The sequence below is a fragment of the Flavobacterium sp. 20NA77.7 genome (genome assembly GCF_031326205.1).
In the GTDB taxonomy this organism is placed as follows: Bacteria; Bacteroidota; Bacteroidia; order Flavobacteriales; family Flavobacteriaceae; genus Flavobacterium; species Flavobacterium nakdongensis.
On record NZ_CP133721.1, the window covers coordinates 551855 to 573639 of the forward strand.

Here is a 21785-nt window from a genome sequence, read left to right on the forward strand (position 1 = left end):
ACATTTCTTAAAAATCTTATAATTTTTATCTAAATTTCACTTTTTTGGTTAGATTTGTGCATCTAAATTCAATCAAAAATGAAAAAAATCTTTGTATTAGTAGTTTCTGGAGCATTTTTTATTAGTTGCTCAACTTCAAAAACAGTTACACAAGCTCCTAAAAAGGAAGTGGATGTTGTAAAGTACATGAACACCATCAGTGAGTCAAATCTTTCTAAAAATCTATATGTTATCGCTTCTGATGAAATGGAAGGTAGAAATACGGGCGAACCAGGACAAAAAAGGGCAGGGCTTTACATTATTGATCAATACAAAGCATTAGGTATTTCTAATCCTCCAGGTTCAACAGATTTTTATCAAAAAGTGCCTTCTGAATTTATGAAAAGAGGATTTGCACCAAAGTTAAATGATTCGGAAAATATATGGGCCTTCATTCCAGGATCAGAAAAGCCAGAAGAAATAATTGTAGTTTCTGCCCATTATGACCACGTAGGAATGAAAAATGGTGACGTATTCAATGGTGCCGATGATGATGGTTCGGGTACTGTTGCGTTAATTGAAATTGCTAAAGCATTCATGGAAGCTAAAAAAGATGGTTTTTCACCTAAACGTTCTATTCTTTTTTTACATGTAACAGGTGAAGAGCATGGTTTACATGGGTCTCGATATTATTCAGAAAATCCATTATTTCCTATAAAAAATACCGTTGTTGATATTAATATTGACATGATTGGTAGACGTGATGATTTAAACGGACACAAAGAAAATGGTAAATATGTTTATGTTGTAGGTGCAGATCGTTTGAGTTCAGAATTACATACTATTAATGAAGAAGTTAATGCTAAATATGTAGGCTTAAATTTAGATTATAAATACAATGACAGAAAAGATCCGATGAATATTTACAAACGTTCAGATCATTATAATTTTGCAAATAAAGGTATACCAGCGATATTTTATTTTAATGGATTACACGAAGATTATCACAAATCTACCGATACACCAGACAAAATTGAGTATGATTTATTAGCACAACGTGCCAAATTAGCCTTTGTTCTCGCTTGGGAATTAGCGAATAGAGAAAATAGAATTGTGGTTGATAGAGACGGTAAATAATGAAGCTTTTAATTCTAAATGGTCCTAATTTAAATTTACTAGGCACTAGAGAAACTTCAATATATGGAAGTCAAGACTTCAATTCTTTTTTTGAAGAATTGAAGTCTCAATTTCCTGAAGTTGAATTAGACTATTATCAATCGAATGTTGAGGGGGAAATTATCACAAAATTACAAGAAGCTGGTTTTACTTACGATGGAATTCTATTAAATGCGGGGGCTTACACGCATACTTCTATAGGAATAGGCGATGCTATTAAAGCCATCACAGCCCCAGTTGTAGAAGTCCATATTTCTAATACATTTTCAAGAGAAACATTCAGACATCAGTCTTTTATTTCACCTCATGCAAGAGGAGTAATTATTGGTTTTGGCCTGCAGAGTTATACTTTAGCTATACAAAGTTTTTTGTAAAAACATACAACCTTTTTCACGTTTCCAAGTCTATACTATATTAACCTTAATTCTTTTGCTATGAACAAAATTTATATCTTTTTTTTACTTTTATTTTCGGTATGTACAAGTGCACAAATTAAGGGAAAAGTTACTGATAAAGAGGGAAAACCAATCGCTTTTGCAAGCGTTTCAATTGAAAAAACATATTTAGGTACTTCTACTAATGAAAACGGACTTTTTGAACTCAATTATACAAAAGAAAAGCAAGTTGTTTTAGTAGTTAAAACCTTGGGTTACAAAACAAAGAGAGAGCAAGTTGTTTTGCCAATTGCTGCCCTTACAATAGTATTAGAAGAAGAGAATAATGTAATTGAAGAAGTAATTGTTCAAAATAAAGAAAATCCAGCAAATGCTATTATTAAGAATGCAATAGCGGCAAGAAAATCTAATACTTACAAAACAGATAAATTTGAAGCTAACTTTTATTCTAGAGGACTATTTAGAGTGAAAAATATGCCAAAAAAAATATTAGGCATTGAAGTGGGCGATTTAGAAGGAAACCTAGATTCTACGGGTACAGGAATCATCTATCAATCCGAAACGGTTTCTAAAATTAGTTTTGAAAAGCCAAATAATTTAAAAGAAGAAATTATAGCAAGTAAAGTCGCAGGAGATAACAATGGTTTTAGTTTTAATACGGCACTTGATACAGATTATGATTTTTATCAAAACACGATTTCTTTTAATGTACCTATGATTTCGCCCATTGCGTCAAATGCTTTTGCATACTACAAATTTAAATTAGTGGACACGTTTTATGATGCGTATGGTAATTTTGTTACTAAAATTCAAGTAACCCCAAAAAGGGATAAAGAACCTGTTTTTGAGGGGTTTGTTTATGTTGTAGAAGATTCCTGGGCATTGTATGCTATAGATTTAGATATTAAGGGATATCGTTCACAGAATGAGTTTTTAGAGACCTTAAAATTGGTACAAAACTATAATTTTAACCCCGAAACTAAATTGTGGGTAAAAAACCTGCAATCTTTTGATTTTCAAGCTGGTTTTTTTGGTATAAAATTCAATGGAAAATTTACCCATGTATTTAGCGATTATGTGTTCAAAGAAGCTTTTGATAAAAAGACATTTTCAAGAGAAGTCGTTACAATAGCTGCGAATGCCAATAAAAAAGAGGCAACGTTTTGGGACAGCAATAGGCCTGTTCCTTTAACTGAAGAAGAATCGTCAAATTACATTAAAAAAGACAGTGTATTTAAAGTTAGAAGTTCAAAAGTATATTTAGATTCTATTGATGCTAAAACGAATAAATTTAAATTGCTAAAACTTATTACGGGCTATACCTATAAAAATTCGTTTAAAAAGTCAAGTTTTACATACCAAGGTCTTTTCAATTTGGCTTCTTTAAATTTTAACACTGTTCAGGGGTATCATATTAGTTCAGGATTTTATTTTTCAAAGTACAACGAAGAAAAACAAAAAACAACACGTATAGGAACAGATTTCGAATATGGTTTTTCTGATTTAAGATTACGTCCAACCGCTTATTTTTATCACAAATTCAATAATACAAACGATTTGTATATTCGCCTAGCAGGAGGAAATAAAGCGGCTCAATTTAATAGAGAAGAACCTATTGGGGGGATGGTAAATACGGTGAGCACTTTATTTTTTAAAAATAATTTCATGAAAGTATATGAAAAAGAATTTGCCGAAATTAGTGCGGGAAGAGAAGTTATCAATGGTATTTTTCTGAATGCTAAATTCGCCTATGAAAACAGAAAGCCGTTATTTAATACAACAGATTATACGCTTATTAAATCTAGTGACGCTTACTCTTCAAACAATCCTTTCTTGCCAAATAATGATGATGTTGCAGCAATTTCAAAACACCATTTACTGAAATTTAATGTTGGTGCAAGATTTGTTTTTGGTCAAAAATACATTACGCGCCCTGATGGAAAACTAAATATAAACGATGGCAAGTTCCCTGTGCTACAACTTAATTATGAAAAAGGTTTTTCGGGGAGTTCAAAAAATTATGCATTTGATTATGTAGAAGCCAAAGTGTCTTATGCTACGAATTTGAGTAACAAGGGCGAAATTACATCTTCAATAAAAGGCGGGAAATTTTTTAATGCTTCGGCTATTTCTTTTGTAGACTATAAACATTTTAACGGCAATCAAACACATGTTAAGCTTGATGGTAGTTTGTCTAGTTTTAATTTGTTGCCATATTATTCGCACTCCACAAATAATCAATTTGTAGAAACACATGTTTTGTATAACGACAATGGGTTTATAAGTAATAAAATACCATTAATCAATAAATTAGCTGTCAATATTGTTGGAGGATTTCATCAACTAAATCTTTCGAATTCTAAACCTTATCAAGAAGTTTCTGTAGGCTTAGATCGTTTAGGATTTGGTAAATTCAAATTATTTAGAGTAGAATACGTAAGAAGTTATCAAGGCGGATTTAGAGGAGACGGTGTTCTATTTGGTTTAAGATTCTAATTCGTTTTTGAATAGTAATAAAAAAGCTGTCTAAAAAGACAGCTTTTTTATTGAATATTAATTTAAAACTACAGTTTTACTATCTCCTTCAACTACAACTTTGGTTAAGCCATGTTTTGCTAATCCTTTCATTGCAGCATCCCATTTCTTACCACTTAAACCTGTTTTTTCTTTTAAAGTTCCTAAAGCTTGATTGTTTTCAGCTTTTAACAAACCAATGATTAATTTTTCATCCTCACTTAACTCTATTTGTTTTTTCTCTGGTCGCATTTGCGGGAAGAACAATACTTCTTGAATAGAAGCATTATTGGTTAAAAACATAATTAAACGATCCATGCCTATCCCTAAACCAGAAGTTGGAGGCATACCATATTCTAAAGCTCTTAAGAAATCTTGGTCGATAAACATAGCTTCATCATCGCCTCTTTCAGAAAGTGCTAATTGTGCTTCAAAACGTTCTCTTTGGTCAATTGGGTCATTTAATTCAGAATAAGCATTTGCAATTTCTTTTCCGCATACCATTAATTCAAAACGCTCTGTTAATTCAGGATTATCTCTGTGTGATTTGCAAAGCGGAGACATTTCTTTTGGATAATCTGTAATAAAGGTAGGTTGAATAAAATTTCCTTCACATTTTGCTCCGAAAATTTCATCAATTAATTTTCCTTTACCCATAGTATCATTTACTTCAATACCCATGGATTTAGCCGCTTCAAACAGTTCTGCTTCTGTTTTACCAGAAATGTCAAAACCAGTAAATTGTTTGATGGCATCTGTCATCGTAACACGAGCATAAGGTGCTTTAAAGTTAACTTTATGTTCTCCAAAAGTTGCTTCTGTTGTGCCATTTACTTGAATAGCACAATATTCTAATAAATTTTCAGTAAACTTCATCATCCAGTTGTAGTCTTTGTAAGCTACATATATCTCCATTGCGGTAAATTCTGGATTATGGGTTCTGTCCATTCCTTCATTACGGAAGTTTTTTGAAAATTCATATACCCCATCAAATCCGCCAACAATTAATCTTTTCAGATACAATTCATTAGCAATTCGCATATATAAAGGAATATCTAAACTATTATGATGAGTGATGAATGGTCTAGCCGAAGCACCACCAGGAATCGATTGTAATACGGGAGTTTCGACTTCCATATAACCTGCATTATTGAAAAACGAACGCATGGCATTAAATAGTTTAGTTCTTTTTACAAAAACCTCTTTTACTTGAGGGTTTACAACTAAATCGACATAACGCATTCTATAACGCAATTCAGGGTCGGTAAAGGCATCAAAAACATGACCTTGTTCATCTACCTTTGGTAAAGGTAGCGGGCGTAGCGTTTTGCTTAAAAAACTAAATGTTGAAACACGAATACATTTTGCACCAACTTGCGTAGTAAATAATTCGCCTTCTACACCTATAAAGTCACCTAAATCGGTTAATTTTTTAAAAACTTGATTATATAGGGTTTTATCTTCGCCTTCGCAAATTACATCACGGTTAAAATACAATTGTATTCTACCTTCGCTGTCTTGTAATTCTGCAAAAGAAGCTTTTCCTTGGTCACGAACACTCATTAAGCGACCTGCAACGGTTACCTTCTTGCCTTCTTCAAACTGTTCTTTAACTTGCTTTGAAGTATGAGAAACTGGATATAAGTTTGCAGGATAAGGATCTATACCCAATTGGCGTAAAGCGTTTAGCTTGTCTCTTCTAATAATTTCTTGTTCTGACAATTGCATAATTTTATTTTTAATCGCGCAAAGATAATTTATTTTGTTTCAAGTTCAAAAGTTTCAGGTTTCAAGTTTAGCTTCGCTCTGTTCGACTTCGTCTCGAGTTAGTTGTTTAATTCTAAATTCGAAAATCATTTACTTGCCCCATCATCTATCACCTAGTGCCCATACACCAACAGCCAACAGCCATGCCTAGCATTAAAAAACTATTTGTATCTTTGTAAAACTTTATTTTAATACAACTTCATTCAAAAATGAACAAAAAAGTCCAACTACAAGATTTAGGTAAAAAAGATTATAAAGAGACTTGGGATTATCAAGAAACGCTGTTCAAAGAAATTGTTGACATTAAAGTGCAGAATAGAAATGCAAACGCCAAACTCCCAACTCCCAACTTTCTGCTATACGTAGAACATCCTCATGTTTATACCTTAGGGAAAAGCGGCGATATGTCTAATTTATTGTTATCAGAAAAACAACTTCAAGAAAAGGGAGCAACATTTTACAAAATAAATAGAGGAGGAGATATAACCTATCACGGTCCTGGTCAAATAGTGGGCTATCCTATTTTAGATCTAGAAAATTTTTTTACGGACATACATAAATATTTACGTTTATTAGAAGAAGCTATCATACTTACACTAGCTGAATACGGATTAAAAACGGAACGTAGTCCCGGAGAAACAGGTGTGTGGTTTGATGTTGGTACCCCCTTTGCAAGAAAAATTTGCGCTATGGGTGTTAGAGCTTCTCGTTGGGTAACCATGCATGGGTTTGCTCTAAATGTAAATGCAAATTTAGGTTATTTTGATAATATTGTTCCTTGTGGTATAAGAGGAAAAGCTGTTACGTCTATGCATGTAGAGTTAGGTAAAGAAGTAAACGAAGACGAAGTAAAACATAAAATAGTAGCACATTTCCAACATTTGTTTCAAGCAGAAATTGTAAGTTAGTAGCAAATCGTTTTAGATGAATAATAAAGCTAATCGAAAATTAATTTGAAACTTGACCCGAGGCATAGCCGAACAGAGCGAAGCTAAACTTAAAAAAAACGATAACAAATCGTTAAGGCCTTCAACTTTCGATTTTGGACTATTCACTAATTACTAGATAAAATCTTCCAACTTAAAATTCTAAACGTAATTGTTCAGGTAATAATCTGAAACTCATACGATGGTATTTACAGGGACCATATTTAGCAATTGCTTCTCTGTGTTCTTTGGTGGGATATCCTTTGTTTTTTTTCCAATTGTACATCGGAAACTCCTCATGAATTTGATCCATATACTCATCTCTATATGTTTTTGCTAAAACAGATGCCGCTGCAATACTTAAATACTTAGCATCACCTTTAATAATGCTCGTATTAGGGATTACCTTTAAGAGTTCAATTTCATCGGTTGAAAATTGTTTACCAATTTTATTTTTCAAGCCAAGTTTAGCATTTAGTGCTCTATTTCCATCTACAATAATATATTCGGGCGTAGTTGTTAGTTTTAAAATACTTTCTTGCATCCCTTTCATAGATGCATTTAGGATATTAATTTCGTCAATTTCCTCATTATATATATGTGTAACTGCAAAGCTCAGCGCAACATTTTCAATAAGAGGCCTTAATACAAATCGCATTTTTTCTGATAGCTGTTTGGAATCATTTAGAAAATCTAAACCTTTTTCGTTTTTTAGCATAACGGCAGCAGCAGTGACAGGACCAGCCAGACACCCTCTTCCTGCTTCGTCAGTGCCGCATTCTAGTTTGTGTGTGCTATAATTAAATTTTAACATTTCATTTTTTTACAAAAATAATAATTTTCAACGCAACCTTTAACACTTTTATGTAGCTAATATATAGTTATTTCAATGAACGAAAAATTTGGTCAAAAAAAATTTAACATAAATAAATTGATAATATTCCGAAGTATTATTTGTTTATTTAAGAAATAATTAAGAAGTTTGCGGAATAACTAACTCAAATAAATTTAATATGAGATCGAAGTTCAAATGGATTTTTACGCTTTTAGTAGCGTTTACAATGCAGTTTTCTTTCGCGCAACAGAAAACTGTTACAGGTACAGTTAGCAGTGAAGGAGTAGCTTTACCGGGTGCTAGTGTTAAAGTTAAAGGTACACAACAAGGTACTACAACTGATGGTGCTGGTAAGTATTCTATCAAAGCTAAAGAAGGTGACGTTTTAGTGGTTACTTTCGTTGGTAAACCTGAGCAATCTGCTACGGTAGGTGCTTCTAATCTTATCAACTTTACATTGTCAGGTGATACTACAATTGAAGTTGTGAAAATTGAAGGTGCTTTAGGTATCAAAAAGAGAAAAGATGCAATCACATCTACTCAACAACAAATTGGTAACAAAGAGTTGACACAAGCTGTTAACCCTAATGCAATTCAAGCGTTAACTGGAAAAGTTTCTGGTTTACAAATTAATGCAAGTACAAATGGGGTAAACAAAGAGTCAAGAATTGTATTAAGAGGTAACAGATCGTTAACAGGTGATAACCAAGCGTTGATTGTTATTGATAATGCAATTTCTAACGCTACAGTATTGTCTCAATTACCTCCAGACATCATTGAAAACGTTAACGTTATCAAAGGTGCTCAAGGTTCTGCATTATATGGTGCACAAGGGGTAAACGGGGTAATCATTGTTACTACTAAAAAAGGATCTAAAAAAGAAAAATTCACTTTTGGTGTAACTTCTGCTGTAGATTTTGAATCAGTAAACTTTGTGCCTCAAAGACAAAACAAGTATGGTCAAGGATGGATTACAGATACTAACTTTGATGGTTCTGCATCTGGTATTCCAGCAGGTAACGGTTTCGTTCCTTTTGAAAATGGTGCTTGGGGACCTGCATTTAGTGACCCTACAATGCCATCAATGGTACCAGTAGGTTTACCACAAGCAAATGGTCAGTTTTTAATGACACCATGGGCTCCGATTAAAGATAACGTAAAACAATTCTTTAACACAGGTGTAACGTATCAAAACGGATTCAACTTTAATTTTGGTGGTGCAGATTCTTATGCATTTTTATCTGTAAATAGATTAAACCAAGATTTCGTTGTTAAAGGTGATAAATTAACGAGAAACTCATTCTTGTTCAAAGCAGGTAAAAAAATTGGTAAATTCAACATTGATGGAAATGTAAACTATATTTCTAGTACATCTTCAGAAACAGATGCTGATTTATACTATGACTTATTACAAACAGCTTCTAATATTCCTGTAGGTCAGTTAAACTCAGGTTTAAATGAGCATAACTGGACGGTATATTACAAATCTCCTTACTGGAAAAGAAATGCAATCAGAAATGATTACAATAACAATTTCTTAAACGGTATTGTAGCTTTAGGATACGAGTTCAATAAAAACATTAGTGTTAATTATACAGCTAACTTACAATTAAGAACTACTGAAAGTCAATCACATAATGATGGATTTACTAACATTGGTTATGAATATAACTTTGGTAGTTACACATATGGTGGTACAAATGTCTTAACATATGAAGATATGGGAGGTTCTCCAGTAACATCTAACTTCTATGCAAATCAATCAACAACTAGAAATTTCTATGGAGATTTATTAGTTAACTTTGATTATGATTTAACAAAAGACATCAATTTCAAAGCAAACATTGGTAACAACGTGCAAGATAGATATTTCCGTGTTATGACTCAAGGAGGTACTAATTTAGATATTCCAGGTTTCTACCATATCAATAACGTATTAAATCAAGATTTAGCCTCTGCTTTAGATAACAGAATGGTGCGTTCAAGAGTAGTAGCTGGTTTTGCTAACGTTGATTTATCATACAAAGATTATTTATTCTTAAATGCTACAGGACGTGTTGAGCAATCTTCAGTGATTAAAAATTCTTTCTTCTATCCATCTGTTGGGGTGTCTTTCATTCCTACTAAAGCAATTGCTGCTTTAAAAGATAATAAAGTATTGAACTATGCTAAATTAAGTGCTTCTTATACATCTGTAGGTAATGCTTCTGCTGTCGCTGCTTATGCTATTAATCCAGTAGCTACTCCAGCAACTAACTATCCTTTCGGAACGTTAAATTCATTAGCATATAATGCTTTCCCTACAGATCCTAATATCAAACCAGAGTTCGTAAATACAAAAGAGATTTCTGCTCAATTAGGATTCTTTAACGATAGAATTACTTTAGAAGGTTCTTACTATGTAGCTGATACAAAAGATTTGATTACAAATATTACAGCTTCTAGAGCTTCTGGTTTATCTACATTAAGAGGTAATGCAGGTGATTTACAGAATAAAGGATTTGAAATTGATTTAGGTGTTACACCAGTTAAAACGAATAGTTTCAAATGGGATATGAGAGCAAGTTATACACATTATAAAACTGTAGTTAAAGCTTTAGCTGCGGGTGTAGATGAGGTTAACTTACAATCTAATACATTTGTTGGTGTATTCGCAACTGTTGGTGAAGAATTTCCATTAATTAAAGGTACAGCTTTCGTAAGAGATGCAAACGGAAATGTTGTTGTTGATGGTAATGGTTTACCACAAAGAACATCTGCTTTCCAAAAATTAGGAAAAGCGACTCCAGATTACATCATTGGATTTACAAACTCTTTTGAGTATAAAGGATTCAAATTAACTGCTGTAGCAGATTTCAGAACAGGTCATTCTATCTATTCTGAAACAAAGAGAAACTTAACTTGGTCTGGACATTTAGTAGATTCTGCTGAAAATGACAGATATACAGGTTATGTATTCCCAGGTGTAACTTCTACAGGAGCTGTAAATACTACTCCAGTTAATGGTGGTGGTTATGCAGGTACATTAAACTTCTTCTCAGGAGTATATGACAGAGTAGGTGAGGCTCAAGTAATTGATGCAACAGCATTAAAAATTAGAGAATTATCATTAAGTTATTCTTTACCTAAGAAGATGATTGAAAAAACAGGATTGACTTCATTACGTGTTGGAGTTAATGCTAGAAATCCATTTGTATTCTTAGCTGATGGTAAATTTATTAAGCCTACACATGGTGGAGCTAACTTAGGTTACACAGATCCAGAGGCTAACAATTTATCTACAGGTAATAACTATTCTACATCTCAAAGTAGTGCGTTAGGTATAGCTAATATCGGTCAATACCCAACTACTAGAACATTAGGATTTAGTGTTAATTTAACATTCTAATAAATTGTATATGAAAAAAATAAAATTTTTAGCGCCAATTCTAGCTTTTGCTATGTTTTCGTGCGACCAGTATTTGGATGTAAATGAATCACCAAATAATGTGTCTTTTGATCAAATTACTCCAGATAAATTATTGCCTGGGGCACAATCTAATACATATGCGGTTCAGGTAACAACTATGAACCAATTAGGTAACGTATTTATGAACTCTTGGGCTGGTAACGTTCAGTCATTTACAGGAGGGTATGCAAAAGAGTATCAATTAAATATTGATAATGCTTTTTACAATGGTATTTGGGATGGTTTGTATAGAAATTTAATGAATTTCCAAGCAATCATTAATTATCCTAATCCTAATCATCAATATGATAACTATGTAGCTGCTGCAAAAATTTGTAAAGCACATTACATGCAGTATATTGTTGACTTGTATGGAGATGCACCGTATTCTCAAGCTTGGCAAGGTTCTGCAAATACTACGCCTACTTATGACGATGACTTTAACATCTACAAAGGCTTAATTGCTGAGTTAGAACAAGCAAGAGCTTTAATCGCTGCTGCAAATGCAAATGCTGAAGATATTGCTGAGTTTGACATTATGTTAGGTGGTGATATGGCTGAGTGGGAGAAATTTGCAAACACTATCGAATTGAGAATGTGTTTAAGAATGTCTGAAGCTACAGGTGCTGTGGCTACATATAGAGATACAAAATTAGCTGCTATTGCTGCAGGTCCTTTTGTTGATGCTAATGTAACTATTAATCCTGGTTATGATTTATCTACTGATGGTCATATGAATCCGTCATTTTTTACTTTTGCATATGATTCTGCTGGTAACTTACAATCAAATAGAACATTTATTACAATGTCTGGTCATGCATATAAGTCTTTACAGTCTTATGCTACAACTAACTGGCCAACAGGTACTACAAATTTTGAAGTTATTACTGGTTCTGGTGTTTCATATCCTAATGTAACTGATGGTCGTTCTGCAAGATTATTTACAGGAGCTCCTGGACAGCCAAGAAGAGCGGTTACTCAAGGTTCTAACCAAGTTGATGTTGGATTAAATACAGCAACTTTTCCTGGTTTACCTTGTCGTTTAGGCTTATTAGGGACATACGGTTTAAATGGTCAAGTTATCAATGGTACTTTAGATGAGTATGCTGCTGCAGATGGTTATGTAATGACTTTGTCTGAGTCTTGTTTCTTACAAGCTGAAGCGGCGGTTAGATATCCTTCTTTATTTACTGGAGCGCAAACTTTATTTAATACAGGTGTAACTTCAAGTTTTACATTGAGAAATGCTGCTATTGGTACGTATTTAACTACAATCAATACAAAACCTAACTTTGGTTTCACAGCTTCTACTACAACAGCTCAAAAATTACATGCTATCATGTATCAAAAATGGATTGCATTAATGAGTATTCACGGTATTGAATCATTTATTGATTACAACAGAACAGGATATCCATTAACTCCACTAGCTACAACAGCTACTCAAACACGTAAACCATATAGATTAATCTATCCAGTTTCTGAGTACGTAGCAAATAGTGCAAACGTTCCTTCAGTAAGTACTTCTGAGGCGTTCACTATCAATGCAAAAACTCCTTTCTGGAGACAATAATTAAAACGTAGTTTTTAATATATTTAAAAACCCCGACATTGTCGGGGTTTTTTTATTATATCTTTTCTCATTACATTTGTGCTTTAAAATTCTAGGATGAAAAAAATTGCCTTTTTATTGTTTTTTATGGTCTTTTGCGTTGAGGCACAAGAAAAAGATACCCTTTCGGTAAAAAATGTAACGGCATCTATAGAACTTTATAAATATTATAATCTTAAGAAAGATACCATTCAAATAGATACTTCTTTAACTATTCAAGATGAATATAGGTATAACTACTTGCGTAAAGATACCTATGGATTGCTACCTTTTGCAAATGAAGGTTATTTATACACCCAATTAGATTTTTCTAAAAAAAAATCAGTCATTTTGCCTCAATTTGGCTTTCAGGCAAAACACATTACCTATTTAGAAGCAGATGACATCAATTACTATTCTGTTCCCACGCCTTACACCGATATATATTTCAAAACTGTTATGCGTCAAGGGCAGAGTTTAGATGCGTTATTGTCTGTAAATACAAAGCGTAATTTAAATTTTACAATTGCTAATAAATCCATTCGTTCTATAGGAGATTATTATAATAATTTAACAAGTTCTGGTCATTTTAGATTTAGTTCAAGTTATTATACGTTAAATAAAAAATATTATCTTAATGCGCACTTTGCGGGACAAGATATATTTAATCAAGAAAATGGAGGAATTAGTAATTTAACTCAATTTGAAATTGAAAATCCAGCCTTTACACAACGTGAACGCTTAGATGTATATTTTAATGATGCCTCTTCTAAGCTTAAAGGGAATCGATTTTTCATTGATCATTTCTATAAGTTCAGAGAAGTAAATAGCTTAGTGTTTAAGCATCAATTTTCATACGAGAATAAATTTTATGAGTTTATTCAAAACACACCCGTTGCAAGATTAGGAGTCGCAACGACACAACTTATCAATAATAAGACAAGATTTAATGCTTTGTATAACAAATTTGGTGTGAGTTTTTTAACTAAAAAGTTAGGCGAGCTTCAGTTTTTTATTGATCAATACGCTACAAATACTTTTTATAATACGTCAAACGTGTTTACGCCAATTGCGTCTTTACCATCTAATCTACGCAATACAATTGTTACTTTAGGCGGACAATATGAGTTTTATCGTGCAAAGTGGCGCTTTGTTGTTTTGGCTCAAAATGGGTTGTCTTCTAAGCCTACTTCAAATTTTGAAGTTACAGCAACCTATAAAATAGATCAATACAACGCAATAACAATTAGTGGACAACAAACTAGTAAAATTCCCGACAATACTTATGTATTGAGCCAAAGTAGTTATCAAAATTTTAATTGGTATAACTCTTTTGCTAATGAAAAAATAAGTAAGCTAAATTTTGAGGCAAAAACGAAATGGCTAAATATCTCTGGACAATATTCATTATTAACGGATCATTTGTATTTTTATAATACACAAGAACGAATAGATTCTTTAATGGTTAAGCCTTTTCAATACGGAAAAACCATTCAGTATTACGCAGTAGAAATTGCAAAAGAAATTAAATATAAAAAGTTTGCTTTAGATAATAGAATAAAATTTCAGCAGGTAACGCAAGAAGATGCTATTTTAAACGTGCCTAAATTTATCATCCGTAATACGTTTTATTATACGAATGCTGTGTTTAAAAAAGCAATGCTACTTCAAATGGGAGTTACATGTAATTATTTTACAAAGTATTATGCTGATGACTATGTGCCTGTTATTGGCGAATTTTTTGTGCAAAAAACTACTAAAATAGGAGACTTTCCTTTATTAGATTTTTTTGTAAATGCACGTGTAAAACAAACGAGAATTTATTTAAAAGCGGAACATATTAATGCATTGTTTGGTAAAAATGATTACTATAACGCTCCGAATTATCCTTACAGAGATTTTAAAATTCGATTTGGATTAGAATGGAATTTCTTTAAATAATTAGCTTTGCAGAGTTAGTGTATTCCTAATAAACACATTATCTTTGTGATTTAAATTGGAAAAGTAAAAAGTAAGAACTCTGTAACTTTGGTACTCAGTAACTTTGAACTCAAAACTCTAAATTCAAAATGAAATACGCAAAAAACATATTAGAAACCATTGGAAATACACCGTTGGTAAAACTAAATAAAGTAACTGCTGAGTTAGATACACTCGTTTTGGCAAAAGTGGAAACATTTAACCCAGGAAATTCTGTGAAAGATAGAATGGCGGTCAAAATGATTGAAGATGCTGAAGCGGATGGTCGTTTACAACCTGGCGGGACAATTATTGAAGGTACTTCAGGAAATACGGGTATGGGATTGGCATTAGCAGCTATTGTAAAAGGATATAAGTTAATTTGTGTTATTTCAGATAAACAATCCAAAGAAAAAATGGATATTCTGCGTGCAGTTGGCGCAAAAGTAGTGGTTTGTCCTACCGATGTTGAACCTACCGATCCACGTTCTTATTATTCAGTATCTAAGCGCTTAGCAGAAGAAACGCCTAATGCTTGGTATGTAAATCAATATGACAATCCGAGCAATGCAATAGCGCATTATGAACAAACGGGCCCAGAAATTTGGGATCAAACAGAAGGTAAAATTACACATTTTGTAGTAGGAGTAGGTACAGGTGGAACAATCTCCGGTGTGGCAAAATATTTAAAAGAGAAAAATCCTGCAGTTAAATGTTGGGGGATAGATACTTACGGTTCTGTATTTAAAAAATACCACGAAACAGGTATATTTGATGAGAATGAAATCTATTCTTATATTACTGAAGGCATTGGTGAAGATATTTTACCAAAGAATGTAGATTTTTCACTTATAGATGGTTTTACAAAAGTAACCGATAAAGATGCAGCTGTTTTTACGAGAAAATTAGCGTTAGAAGAAGGTATTTTTGTCGGCAATTCTGCTGGAGCAGCTATTAAAGGCGTATTGCAGTTAAAAGAACATTTTAATCCAGAAGATGTAGTTGTGGTATTATTCCATGATTCGGGGAGTAGATATGTAGGTAAAATGTTTAATGACGATTGGATGCGAGAAAGAGGTTTTCTTGATGAGGAAATTACAACAGCCCAAGACTTAATTAAAGACCATAAAGATAAGCCATTAGTAATAGTTCGTACAGAAGAATTGGTTTCTCATGCTATTGAACGCTTAAAAAAATATAATATCTCTCAAATTCCAGTGATTGATACTACTGGTTTTGTAGGAAGCGTTGATGAGTCTGATTTATTTAGAAGTTATTTTGAAAATAAAGATATTGCAGAAAAACCTATCAAAGAGGTAATGGGTAAACCTTATCCAATTGTACAAGCTACTACTTCAATCGAGGAAATTTCTAAATTAATCAATAAAGATAATCAGGCCGTATTGGTAGACTTAGGTAAAGGAAAGCACCATATTGTCACTAAGCATGATATTATAAGTTCGATTAAATAAATAGCATTAGCGTATAAAATTAACAGTTGGTTTTCATTTTGGGAACCAACTTTTTTTATATTTGTACTTTATATACGCCAAAAAATAATTATACGCCATGAAAGAAGATTTTCTACATTATTTGTGGGTACACAGAAAACTGCCGTTTACCCAATTAAAAACACATCAAAATGAAACCTTAGAAATTATTCATTTTGGAAATTACCTGCAGCTTTCAGGTCCGGATATTTTTAATGCTCAAATTCGAATTTCAAATCAAAAATGGGCTGGAAATATTGAAATTCATGTAAAATCGTCAGATTGGTATTTACATCATCACGAAAATAACAAAGCGTATGATAGCATAATTCTTCATGTGGTTTGGGAACATGACGTGCCTGTATTTAGAAAAGATAATTCCGAAATTCCTACGTTAGAATTAAAAAATTGGGTTACCCAAAAAGAATTAACGTCTTATAAAAATTTAATGTTAAAAAAGTCCTGGATAAATTGTGAGGGCGAGATACATGCAGTTGATTCGTTTTATTGGGAAAATTGGAAAGAAAAATTGGTTCTCGAACGGTTGGAACGAAAAGCTATAGCAATCTCAGAAAGACTAGAAGCAACAAAAAATGACTGGGAACAAGTTTTTTTCGAATTAGTAGCTAAAAATTTTGGATTACATACAAATGGAGTTGTGTTTTTAAAAATGGCTCAGCAACTTTCTTTTCAAATTGTCCGAAAAGAGAAAACAAACCTATTGCATTTAGAGGCATTGTTTTTTGGACTAGTAAATGCTTTAGATGCAACACATGAAGACAACTATTTTAAGGAACTTCATCAAGCGTGGCATTACCTTAAATCGAAATACAAATTAAAAGAAATTATTGGAGCAGAACTTTCTTTTTTTAAGCATCGCCCCGATAACTTTCCTACCATAAGATTAGCCCAGTTAGCTATGGTCTTGTTTACTGCTGAAAATTTATTTTATGACTGCATGCATACGGGTTCAAGTGAAAAATTAAAGGAAAGCTTCAGGCATGCAACTTCGCTATATTGGCAAAACCATTATGTATTTGGAACCCCTTCGATAACAAAGAAAAAAGTAGTTACGGATTCATTTTTAGACTTAATTTTTGTAAACACCATTGTACCTATGCGGTTTTGTTATCAAAGCACGTTGCATGATATGCCTTTAGAGCAATTATTACAAGGACTGAAAGGAGTAAAAGAAGAAAAAAATTCAATCATTGAAAAGTTTAAAACATTAAAAATAGAAGTGTCTAATGCATACGATTCTCAAGCGCTTTTACAGTTAAAAAATGAATATTGTGATAAATCTAAATGTTTACAATGCGCTGTTGGTTTGAATATTTTAAAAAAGTAAGTATCTTTAACCAAAAATAAAAAGGCATACTATGTTACATTTTTTTGAAAAACACGGTTTTTTTGTAGCATCGCGACTAGCAGATAGGTTAGGAATGCGCGCCACAAATGTTCGTCTTTTTTTTGTATATATTTCATTTGTTACTATTGGAATAGGCTTTGGGTTATATCTTACCTTGGCTTTTGTATTAAAGCTTAAAGATATGATTTATACTAAGCGTAGTTCTGTTTTTGATTTGTAAAATAATGTCAAAATTTCGTTGGATTTTCACTTTTTCTAAAGGGCATTACCTAGGGCTGTTGCTATTGATTTTATTAATAACTTCAGCACAACTGGTCATTTATTTTTTACAGCATCAAAAAACGGCTTCCTGCGTGATCTTAAGTAAAGAAGAGCAAAATTGGTTAGCTGTTCAATCCGAAATAGACAGTGTTAAGTCTGCTCAAGCAGAAGAACAAGGAAAAATTTATCCATTTAATCCAAATTTCATAACCGACTATAAAGGATATAAATTAGGAATGTCCCTAACGCAACTAGATAAATTACATCAATATAGAGCACAAGATAAGTATGTAAATTCTGCAGAAGAATTTCAGAAGTTAACAGGCGTTTCTCAAGATTGGTTAAAAAAATATGCGCCCTATTTTAAGTTTCCTGATTGGGTTTCAAAGTCAAATGCTAAAAAATCTTCACATAACGAGTTTGTTCAAAATAAGACCATCAAAAAGAATACTGTAAAAGATATCAATACGGCAACCCAAGAAGATTTAGAAGCGGTATTTATGATTGGAGAAAAATTAGCGCAAAGAATTATTCTTGAAAGAACAAAACTAGGGGGCTTTGTAAGTATGGAACAGCTAACATTGATTTGGGGAATTTCTGAAGAAGCATTACAAGATATAGCTAAAAAATTTATAGTTAAAGGAAATCCTGCATTACATAAAATCGATATCAATAATGCATCTATGAAAGAATTGTCCCAATTTCCGTATTTTAATTACACTATTGCTAAGAATATAGTGACCTATAGAAGTATGCATGGAGAGATTAAAAATAGCGAAGATTTAACAAATGTTAAACAATTCCCTGTGGATAAAATAAAAATAATAACCTTATATTTGACCTTTTAAAAAATTATACAAACCTTGGTTTTATGAATTCATTGTATTTTACTGAAGAACATGAAATGTTCAGAAAAAGCTTTAGCGATTTTCTTCAGAGAGAAGTTGTTCCACATATAGAAAAATGGGAAAAGACAGGAACGATTGAGCGTTTTATTTGGAAAAAATTCGGTGAAATGGGTTTTTTTGGTATCAATTATCCTGAAGTTTATGGAGGAATGAACCTCGATTTGTTTTACACAGTTGTTTTTTTGGAAGAATTACAAAAAATTAAATCATCTGGGTTTGCTGCGGCCATGTGGGCACATGCTTATCTCGCTATGACACATTTAAATGCAGAAGGAGATGAAAGAATTAAGCAAGAATATTTAGCGCCAAGTATCGCAGGTGAAAAAATAGGAGGATTATGTATTACTGAGCCGTTTGGCGGAAGCGATGTAGCAGGAATGCGAACTACAGCGACTAAACAAGGTGATAAATATGTTATCAATGGTTCAAAAACATTCATAACAAATGGGGTATATGCAGATTATTATGTTGTGGCAGCAAAAACGTCTCCAGAATTAGGAAACAAAGGAATTAGTGTTTTTTTAGTAGATACAAATACAAAAGGAATAACTGCTACTAAATTAGATAAATTAGGTTGGAGAGCTTCAGATACTGCTGAAATTTCATTTGATAATGTAGAAGTACCGCTTCAAAATTTAATGGGTGAAGAAGGAAAAGGATTTCCATATATCATGCAACATTTTGCGTTAGAACGTTTAATTATGGCTGTTAATGCACACGCAAGAGCTGAATATGCGCTAGATTATACACTTGAATACATGTCTCACCGTGAAGCTTTTGGAACAACTATAAATAAATTTCAGGCTTTAAGACATACCTTAGTTGAGCATGCTACTGAAATAGAGCATTGTAAATTATTTAATTATGTTACTGTAGCTCGATTAAATAAAGGAGAATATGTAGTAAAAGAAGCTACAATGGCTAAACTGAAATCAACCAAAGTTGCTGATTTAGCTATATATGATTGTTTGCAAATGCTAGGCGGCTACGGTTATATGGAAGAGTATCCATTAGCTCGCTTATTAAGAGATAGTCGTTTAGGACCTATTGGTGGAGGAACTTCAGAAATCTTAAAAGAAATCTTGTCTAAAATGATTATTGACAATAAAAATTACAAGCCTGTAGTATAATTATTGAATTATCCTTTGATATTAAAAATAATTTAGTACTTTTGCAGTCCTAAAAGAGAGGAGGTGTCTAGATTATGTTAATTATACCAATTAAAGACGGAGAAAATATCGATAGAGCATTAAAGCGCTATAAAAGAAAATTTGACAAAACTGGAACTGTTCGTCAGTTAAGAGCGCGTCAAGCTTTCACGAAACCATCTGTTTCTAGAAGAGCAGAAATTCAAAAAGCACAGTATATTCAAAAATTAAAGGATTCTGTTGAAGGATAGTCTTTTTTTTTTTGATTAATAGTATAAACCGTTAGATTATAAATTGTAAATTTGTGTCTAGCGGTTTTTTTATGCGTACAAATTTTCAAGCACATCAAGAATACTTAAGAAAAGAAAAAAACTATTCTTCTCATACTGTCAAAGCATATGGTGAAGATATTCTTTCATTTCAAGATTTTTTAAACTTAAATCACGGAAGTATTTCATTGGAAGAGGTTACTTATCCTATAATAAGAACCTGGATTGTTGCGCTTTCAGATAGTCAAATGGCTGCTGTTTCTATAAATAGAAAAATGGCTTCGTTAAAATCATTCTACAAATTTTTACTAAAAACTAAACAAATCACCTTTAATCCTTTTTTAAAACACAAATCCTTAAAAACGGCTAAAAAAGTCCAAATACCATTTTCTGAAACCGAAGTGAATCAATTATTTGAAGTTTATTTTTTAGATGATGATTTTGAATCTGTTAGAAATAGATTGGTAATTGAGCTTTTTTATGCGACGGGTATAAGACGCGCAGAGTTAATTAATCTTCAAGTACATGCCGTGGATTTTTATTCAAAATCAATTAAGGTATTAGGAAAAAGAAATAAAGAACGCATTGTGCCTTTGTTAGAAACAACTATTCAGTTGTTGCAATCTTATTTGTCTCATAGACAGCAGCTTGAAAAAATAGAAAATTCTGAACTGTTAATTTTATCTAAAAAAGGAAATAAAGTAAGCGAAACATTTGTTTACAGATTAATAAATGATTACTTTAGTGGTATATCTGAAAAGGTAAAAAAAAGTCCACACGTTCTTAGGCACACGTTTGCAACCCATTTGCTAAACAATGGTGCCGATTTAAATTCAGTTAAAGAGCTGCTTGGTCATGCAAGTTTATCTTCCACTCAGATTTACACCCATAGTAGTTTGTCTGAACTAAAAAAGGTTTATCAAGATACGCATCCAAGAAACAAGTAGCTGTTGTTTAATTTAATATCTTTATAGTATTATGAAAGTAAATGTTCATGCGGTCAACTTTAATGTTGACAAAAAATTGGTAAATTTTATTGAAGAAAAAGTGATTAAATTAGAAAAGTTCTATGATAAGGTAGTGGCTTCTGATGTTTTTCTTAAGGTAGAAAATACAAGCGATAAAGAAAATAAAATTGTAGAATTAAAAATAAGTGTGCCAGGGGATGAATTTGTTGTAAAAAAGCAAAGCAAATCATTTGAAGAAGCAGCTGATTTAGCGACAGAATCTTTAGAAAGATTGTTAGTGAAACGCAAAGAAAAAGTTCGTGCACATAGCTAAAATAAAAAAAAATATAAAAAAGTTTTGATTAATAAATAAAATCCCTACATTTGCAGTCCGTTAGAAATAGCGGACTTTTTTTATTATTGCCGGTGTAGCTCAGCTGGCTAGAGCAGCTGATTTGTAATCAGCAGGTCGTGGGTTCGAGTCCCTCCATCGGCTCTTTGAAAGAGAGTGTTGTGATATTTTTGTTGAATAGTACGGCGCTTGGTGATAATAAAAATGGTTTGGGGAGATACTCAAGCGGCCAACGAGGGCAGACTGTAAATCTGCTGACTAAGTCTTCGCAGGTTCGAATCCTGCTCTCCCCACAGAAATGAATTTAGAATTCTGAATTTAGATATTTATTCTAACTTCTAAATTCTAACTTCTGATTTACACTAGCCGGTGTAGCTCAGGGGTAGAGTGCTTCCTTGGTAAGGAAGAGGTCACGGGTTCAAATCCCGTCATTGGCTCAAGTTTGAATTAA

Annotated in this window: 17 protein-coding genes and 3 tRNA genes; 18 read left to right on the forward strand and 2 right to left on the reverse strand. The window is 32.5% G+C overall.

Translation table 11 applies throughout. From position 1 onward, the window contains the following. The first annotated feature begins 78 nt into the window (after nucleotides 1-78). From RF683_RS02370 to RF683_RS02380, 3 genes are read left to right on the forward strand one after another with little or no spacing between them, the layout of a single operon-like run. Nucleotides 79-1116, forward strand: a complete 1038-nt coding sequence (locus RF683_RS02370) for a M28 family metallopeptidase (protein WP_309532626.1) — start codon at nucleotides 79-81, stop codon at nucleotides 1114-1116. Then, the gene (locus RF683_RS02375) at nucleotides 1116-1529 is read left to right on the forward strand and encodes a type II 3-dehydroquinate dehydratase (protein ID WP_309532627.1); all 414 of its coding nucleotides are present in this window, start codon (nucleotides 1116-1118) and stop codon (nucleotides 1527-1529) included. Before RF683_RS02370 ends, RF683_RS02375 begins: the two co-directional genes overlap by 1 nt. A gap of 60 nt (nucleotides 1530-1589) precedes the next feature. Further along, complete coding sequence (locus RF683_RS02380; protein ID WP_309532628.1) at nucleotides 1590-4046, forward strand: DUF5686 and carboxypeptidase regulatory-like domain-containing protein; 2457 nt, start codon at nucleotides 1590-1592, stop codon at nucleotides 4044-4046. 57 nt (nucleotides 4047-4103) lie between these two features. Here the strand turns inward: RF683_RS02380 and lysS are convergent, their stop codons facing one another. Continuing rightward, entirely contained in the window at nucleotides 4104-5792 is a 1689-nt protein-coding gene (lysS, locus tag RF683_RS02385; RefSeq protein WP_309532629.1) for a lysine--tRNA ligase, read from the reverse strand. Nucleotides 5793-6040: 248 nt separating this feature from the next. On the opposite strand from lysS, the gene lipB reads away from it, so the two are divergent. Beyond that, nucleotides 6041-6739, forward strand: coding sequence for a lipoyl(octanoyl) transferase LipB (gene lipB, locus RF683_RS02390; protein WP_309532630.1), 699 nt, complete (start codon nucleotides 6041-6043; stop codon nucleotides 6737-6739). Nucleotides 6740-6911: 172 nt separating this feature from the next. Here the strand turns inward: lipB and RF683_RS02395 are convergent, their stop codons facing one another. Next, nucleotides 6912-7571, reverse strand: coding sequence for a ribonuclease HII (locus tag RF683_RS02395; RefSeq protein WP_309532631.1), 660 nt, complete (start codon nucleotides 7569-7571; stop codon nucleotides 6912-6914). A 199-nt stretch (nucleotides 7572-7770) separates the two neighbouring features. Here RF683_RS02395 and RF683_RS02400 point away from each other — a divergent pair, with 199 nt between their 5' ends. The 14 genes from RF683_RS02400 (at nucleotide 7771) to RF683_RS02465 (ending at nucleotide 21771) form a co-directional block, all read left to right on the forward strand. After that, complete coding sequence (locus tag RF683_RS02400) at nucleotides 7771-10980, forward strand: SusC/RagA family TonB-linked outer membrane protein (RefSeq protein ID WP_309532632.1); 3210 nt, start codon at nucleotides 7771-7773, stop codon at nucleotides 10978-10980. 10 nt (nucleotides 10981-10990) lie between these two features. After that, entirely contained in the window at nucleotides 10991-12613 is a 1623-nt protein-coding gene (locus tag RF683_RS02405; RefSeq protein WP_309532633.1) for a SusD/RagB family nutrient-binding outer membrane lipoprotein, read from the forward strand. A gap of 96 nt (nucleotides 12614-12709) precedes the next feature. Beyond that, nucleotides 12710-14572 (forward strand): putative porin, encoded by a 1863-nt coding sequence (locus tag RF683_RS02410; protein WP_309532634.1) that lies wholly within the window; start codon nucleotides 12710-12712, stop codon nucleotides 14570-14572. Between the two features lie 128 nt (nucleotides 14573-14700). Next, nucleotides 14701-16062, forward strand: coding sequence for a pyridoxal-phosphate dependent enzyme (locus tag RF683_RS02415; RefSeq protein WP_309532635.1), 1362 nt, complete (start codon nucleotides 14701-14703; stop codon nucleotides 16060-16062). A gap of 97 nt (nucleotides 16063-16159) precedes the next feature. Then, nucleotides 16160-17428 carry a DUF2851 family protein gene (locus RF683_RS02420; protein WP_309532636.1) on the forward strand — a complete coding sequence of 423 codons (1269 nt, stop codon included), beginning with the start codon at nucleotides 16160-16162 and terminating at the stop codon, nucleotides 17426-17428. A 31-nt stretch (nucleotides 17429-17459) separates the two neighbouring features. After that, a complete protein-coding gene (locus tag RF683_RS02425) occupies nucleotides 17460-17669 on the forward strand; it encodes a PspC domain-containing protein (RefSeq protein WP_309532637.1) in 210 nt (69 codons plus the stop codon). 4 nt (nucleotides 17670-17673) lie between these two features. Beyond that, a complete protein-coding gene (locus RF683_RS02430) occupies nucleotides 17674-18558 on the forward strand; it encodes a ComEA family DNA-binding protein (protein WP_309532638.1) in 885 nt (294 codons plus the stop codon). Between the two features lie 23 nt (nucleotides 18559-18581). Beyond that, nucleotides 18582-19748 carry an acyl-CoA dehydrogenase family protein gene (locus tag RF683_RS02435; protein WP_309532639.1) on the forward strand — a complete coding sequence of 389 codons (1167 nt, stop codon included), beginning with the start codon at nucleotides 18582-18584 and terminating at the stop codon, nucleotides 19746-19748. Nucleotides 19749-19822: 74 nt separating this feature from the next. Continuing rightward, the gene (gene rpsU / locus RF683_RS02440) at nucleotides 19823-20017 is read left to right on the forward strand and encodes a 30S ribosomal protein S21 (RefSeq protein WP_309532640.1); all 195 of its coding nucleotides are present in this window, start codon (nucleotides 19823-19825) and stop codon (nucleotides 20015-20017) included. A 71-nt stretch (nucleotides 20018-20088) separates the two neighbouring features. Continuing rightward, the gene (locus tag RF683_RS02445) at nucleotides 20089-20982 is read left to right on the forward strand and encodes a tyrosine-type recombinase/integrase (protein ID WP_309532641.1); all 894 of its coding nucleotides are present in this window, start codon (nucleotides 20089-20091) and stop codon (nucleotides 20980-20982) included. 31 nt (nucleotides 20983-21013) lie between these two features. After that, nucleotides 21014-21316, forward strand: a complete 303-nt coding sequence (gene hpf, locus RF683_RS02450) for a ribosome hibernation-promoting factor, HPF/YfiA family (RefSeq protein WP_298656436.1) — start codon at nucleotides 21014-21016, stop codon at nucleotides 21314-21316. Between the two features lie 88 nt (nucleotides 21317-21404). Further along, nucleotides 21405-21478 (forward strand) — tRNA-Thr (locus tag RF683_RS02455). A gap of 67 nt (nucleotides 21479-21545) precedes the next feature. Continuing rightward, a tRNA-Tyr gene (locus RF683_RS02460) sits at nucleotides 21546-21627 on the forward strand. 72 nt (nucleotides 21628-21699) lie between these two features. Continuing rightward, a tRNA-Thr gene (locus RF683_RS02465) sits at nucleotides 21700-21771 on the forward strand. Nucleotides 21772-21785: the final 14 nt, after the last annotated feature.

Coding starts and splice junctions, on each gene's coding strand:
- RF683_RS02405 (WP_309532633.1), top strand. CDS start 10,991: ATGAAAAAAATAAAATTTTTAGCGCCAATTCTAGCTTTTGCTATGTTT.
- RF683_RS02425 (WP_309532637.1), top strand. CDS start 17,460: ATGTTACATTTTTTTGAAAAACACGGTTTTTTTGTAGCATCGCGACTA.
- rpsU (WP_309532640.1), top strand. CDS start 19,823: ATGTTAATTATACCAATTAAAGACGGAGAAAATATCGATAGAGCATTA.
- RF683_RS02435 (WP_309532639.1), top strand. CDS start 18,582: ATGAATTCATTGTATTTTACTGAAGAACATGAAATGTTCAGAAAAAGC.
- RF683_RS02415 (WP_309532635.1), top strand. CDS start 14,701: ATGAAATACGCAAAAAACATATTAGAAACCATTGGAAATACACCGTTG.
- lipB (WP_309532630.1), top strand. CDS start 6,041: ATGAACAAAAAAGTCCAACTACAAGATTTAGGTAAAAAAGATTATAAA.
- RF683_RS02370 (WP_309532626.1), top strand. CDS start 79: ATGAAAAAAATCTTTGTATTAGTAGTTTCTGGAGCATTTTTTATTAGT.
- lysS (WP_309532629.1), bottom strand. CDS start 5,792: ATGCAATTGTCAGAACAAGAAATTATTAGAAGAGACAAGCTAAACGCT.
- RF683_RS02445 (WP_309532641.1), top strand. CDS start 20,089: ATGCGTACAAATTTTCAAGCACATCAAGAATACTTAAGAAAAGAAAAA.
- RF683_RS02430 (WP_309532638.1), top strand. CDS start 17,674: ATGTCAAAATTTCGTTGGATTTTCACTTTTTCTAAAGGGCATTACCTA.
- RF683_RS02375 (WP_309532627.1), top strand. CDS start 1,116: ATGAAGCTTTTAATTCTAAATGGTCCTAATTTAAATTTACTAGGCACT.
- RF683_RS02380 (WP_309532628.1), top strand. CDS start 1,590: ATGAACAAAATTTATATCTTTTTTTTACTTTTATTTTCGGTATGTACA.
- hpf (WP_298656436.1), top strand. CDS start 21,014: ATGAAAGTAAATGTTCATGCGGTCAACTTTAATGTTGACAAAAAATTG.
- RF683_RS02395 (WP_309532631.1), bottom strand. CDS start 7,571: ATGTTAAAATTTAATTATAGCACACACAAACTAGAATGCGGCACTGAC.
- RF683_RS02420 (WP_309532636.1), top strand. CDS start 16,160: ATGAAAGAAGATTTTCTACATTATTTGTGGGTACACAGAAAACTGCCG.
- RF683_RS02400 (WP_309532632.1), top strand. CDS start 7,771: ATGAGATCGAAGTTCAAATGGATTTTTACGCTTTTAGTAGCGTTTACA.
- RF683_RS02410 (WP_309532634.1), top strand. CDS start 12,710: ATGAAAAAAATTGCCTTTTTATTGTTTTTTATGGTCTTTTGCGTTGAG.